This window comes from Zooshikella harenae (assembly GCF_018837975.1).
GTDB lineage: Bacteria > Pseudomonadota > Gammaproteobacteria > Pseudomonadales > Zooshikellaceae > Zooshikella > Zooshikella harenae.
In genome coordinates this window covers 1-3,135 of the sequence record NZ_JAGSOY010000169.1, presented here as the reverse complement: position 1 = coordinate 3,135, position 3,135 = coordinate 1, and the positions used below count along the sequence as shown (strand labels likewise).

Below are 3,135 nucleotides of genomic sequence, written 5' to 3'. Positions count from 1 at the left end.
GCATCAAGCCCGAGTCACCTTGCTAGTCCAATTTATTCTAGCACTTCGTTCAGTCAATCTCACACGTATAGCTCAAGTGTTTTATGGTACCACTTTGCCGACATCGAATTATAAGCGTCTTCAGCGGTTTCTTCGAGATTTTACCCTAGACTATGATCAATGTGCTCGTGTGATGGCCAGGTGGTTTTGCCCAGATGAAACATGGGTACTGTGCTTAGATCGTACAAATTGGAATTTTGGTGTACTCAAAATTAATTTTATGGTTTTGGCTGTAGCACGTGAAGGGTTAGCTATACCCCTCTTTTGGGTATTATTACCGAAGAAAGGTAATTCCAATACCGAAGAGCGAAAGGCATTAATCAACCGCTTTTTGAAGGTGTTTGGTGTTGAGAAAATAGCGTATTTAACAGCAGATAGAGAGTTTAGGGGAAAAAATTGGTTGCAGTTTTTAGTCGATGAGCACATTTCCTTTTGCATAAGAATTCCCAATAATACCAAGGTTTGGAACAAGCATAGGAATCAACGTTTACCCGTTTCACGCTTATTTGGTTTGCAACAGAATGAACAGATGAATTTGAAAAAACAAAGAGACATTTGGGGTATTCCTGTGCACTTGTCTTGTATCATGGGTAAGCAAGGACGTGTGATTATTGCGACGAATGAGCAGCCCCAAACGGCTATTAAACGTTATGCTATTAGGTGGTCAATTGAAACGTTATTTGGTTGCTTAAAAAGTAGAGGATTTGATTTAGAAAGCACGCATTTACAGGGGCTAGAACGTCTCGAAAAGCTGTTTTTTGTTTGTGCCTTGGCCATTAGCTTGGTCATTCAAGTTGGGCCTATGGCAAAACAGTCTCAAGCCACTGAAGCTAAAAACGCATGGTCGAAAACCGAAAAGTTTATTTCGTCTAGGGCTTGATTATTTGCACAGGATACTAGTAGAGGGGGATGCTAGCCTGTCTGTATTTTGGCATTCCCTGAAAGTTTTGTCCTGTACATAGTAAAAATACCTAAACCTTCACTGAATTTTTCTTGCTCAATTTCTTCTGCAAAGAGTCGGCGGATATCGGAAAAAGCAAAAGACTCACGGTTGGCTACAGAATAACATCGAGAGGGTTTACTCGACTTCTGGGCAACATAAAACCAGAGTGTAACTACCCCTTAAAATAGCACATATCAAACGTATAAATTTCTACACAGTCTATTTATATGCAGGCTTGATAGCTACACTATAGTACCTCATGAAATCTACTCTTTCCAATAACTGGGACGATCTAATAGAGTATACTTAATATTTCTGATCACAGACCAATATTGCCTACGCCTGTTTCGGCGCCAAAGCTTATCAGTGTTATGATTAACATGATGAGTAATATCACTGTTTAGGAAATTCGCAGGTTGTTGTGACGCTAAAAGAGGAAAAAATGCAAAAGCGTTAAGTGTTCTTTTACAAAAAACATCAATAGACTGACATTGATACTCATTAGCAACAATTTTTTCTAAGCCACTTTGATGTAATATATATGCATGCATGCAAACTAGCCTACCTCGAACGACATTTAGATGATGCGTAAACCACAGTTTACCCAATAAACCACCCAAGTAAAAAATATCACCATGACCTGCTCTGAGAAACTTGTTAATGCGCTCCATCTGTTTAGTTGATGGGTACCTATCAAAAACCACATCATCTTCAAAAACTAAAATTCTTTGATATCCTCTATCCAAAGCATGCTTTGCAATTGCTCTGTGCGAGTTGTAACAACCACGTTCAGGGTTTTGATGATCCTTATCCACTAACCAAAACTCAACATCATGCTCCAACAGGGCAAGATTCCGTTTGGCAAAATTTTGCCTATCTCGACGCTCTTTTAGACTAATACAATAAACTTTATCTACTGCAAACTGCATAAGCATCAGCAACCACAAATAAGCAGAGTCTAACTGGAATTACTTTAAAGGTCTACTTAATTACTAGCCAGCTTGTAATCTAACGCGATGCTCGACTTTTATTAACTTGAAATGACAAACCCTAACCCCATCCTAAGTATTCTGGTCTAATGCCATCAGACACTTAATTTTGAGACAATGAATTAAGAGGTCTATATGAGTCTGAAAAAATCCTATAAGAGCCATTCCCAGTCATTTAAAGATGAAGCTGTTTTGATGGTGTTAGAGCAAGGCTACACAGCAAAGTCACTCGGAGTCGTTACTAGCCTGCTTTACAAGTGGAAAGAAAAATACGAAGCTCAGCAGAAAGGCATTGCCTTAGAAGAGTCTGAGCGCGATGAACTGAAACGATTGCGTAAAGAAGGCTATCAAATGGGTCGCTACCAAGTTCGCAACATCATGCATTGGTTACTACACCTAAAAGTTACACAACGTCAGGCTTACAGGGTCACAACGAAGCGTAAGCATGCTGATTCAGTGGCCGATAACTGGTTAAACCAGAACTTTAACCCCACTGCAGCCAACCAGGTTTGGGCTGGCGATGTGACTTACTTAAAGACAGGTGAAGGTTGGATGTATTTGGCTGTGGTGATGGATTTATACTCTCGTCGAATTGTTGGCTAGCATATCGATAAGCGGATGACAACCGATTTGGTGTGCAAAGCATTAATGAAAGCCTATAACCACCTAAAGGCCTTGTATTTCACAGTGATCGTGGCTCACAGTATACCAGCAAGCAATATCGTAAGCTGTTATCGAGCTATAGTATCCGAGCCAGTATGGGCGATGTGGGTGCTTGTTGGGATAATACTGTTGTAGAACGCTTCTTTGGTAGCTTGAAACACGATTGGCTTTTTAAGGTGAGTCAGCCAACGAGGGAATTTATGAAACAAGATGTGGCGGCTTATATGAAGTATTACGTAACCGCCAAAGCACCCACACCCTGCCATCCATGAAAGATCTTTTGTATTGTTCCTATTTTTAAATAGGAGTCGTACATGAAAAAGCGCACTGCAGAAGAGTGGCAATCCTTATTAGATCAACAAGCGGCAAGTGGACTAAGTGCGGCGGCCTTTTGTCGAGAGCAAAAGTTGTGTCCAAAGTAGTTCAGTTTGCGTAAGCGGCAGCTTCGTCATAGCCCGCCACCACAAGAGGGGTTTATCCAGGCTCATGTGATGGCCAGTA

General features: G+C 40.8%; 3 protein-coding genes and 1 pseudogene. 3 read left to right on the top strand and 1 reads right to left on the bottom strand.

Annotated elements, in window-relative coordinates:
• The coding region (locus tag KCG35_RS24280; RefSeq protein ID WP_215822438.1) for an IS4 family transposase at nt 1-919 on the top strand (919 nt) is incomplete at its 5' end.
• A 329-nt stretch (nt 920-1,248) separates the two neighbouring features.
• Here KCG35_RS24280 and KCG35_RS24275 read toward each other — a convergent pair.
• A complete protein-coding gene (locus KCG35_RS24275) occupies nt 1,249-1,911 on the bottom strand; it encodes a glycosyltransferase family 25 protein (protein ID WP_215822437.1) in 663 nt (220 codons plus the stop codon).
• Between the two features lie 195 nt (nt 1,912-2,106).
• Between KCG35_RS24275 and KCG35_RS24270 the strand changes: the two are divergent.
• Together KCG35_RS24270 and tnpA are read left to right on the top strand one after the other, a co-directional pair.
• Nucleotides 2,107-2,870 (top strand): annotated as a pseudogene (locus KCG35_RS24270) (IS3 family transposase); the annotation flags it as partial.
• Between the two features lie 78 nt (nt 2,871-2,948).
• Entirely contained in the window at nt 2,949-3,056 is a 108-nt protein-coding gene (tnpA, locus tag KCG35_RS27245) for an IS66 family insertion sequence element accessory protein TnpA (protein ID WP_444972214.1), read from the top strand.
• Nucleotides 3,057-3,135: the final 79 nt, after the last annotated feature.

Bases quoted from the DNA above. Each gene is read 5' to 3' on its own strand.
- KCG35_RS24275 (WP_215822437.1), bottom strand. From the start codon at position 1,911: ATGCAGTTTGCAGTAGATAAAGTTTATTGTATTAGTCTAAAAGAGCGT.
- tnpA (WP_444972214.1), top strand. From the start codon at position 2,949: ATGAAAAAGCGCACTGCAGAAGAGTGGCAATCCTTATTAGATCAACAA.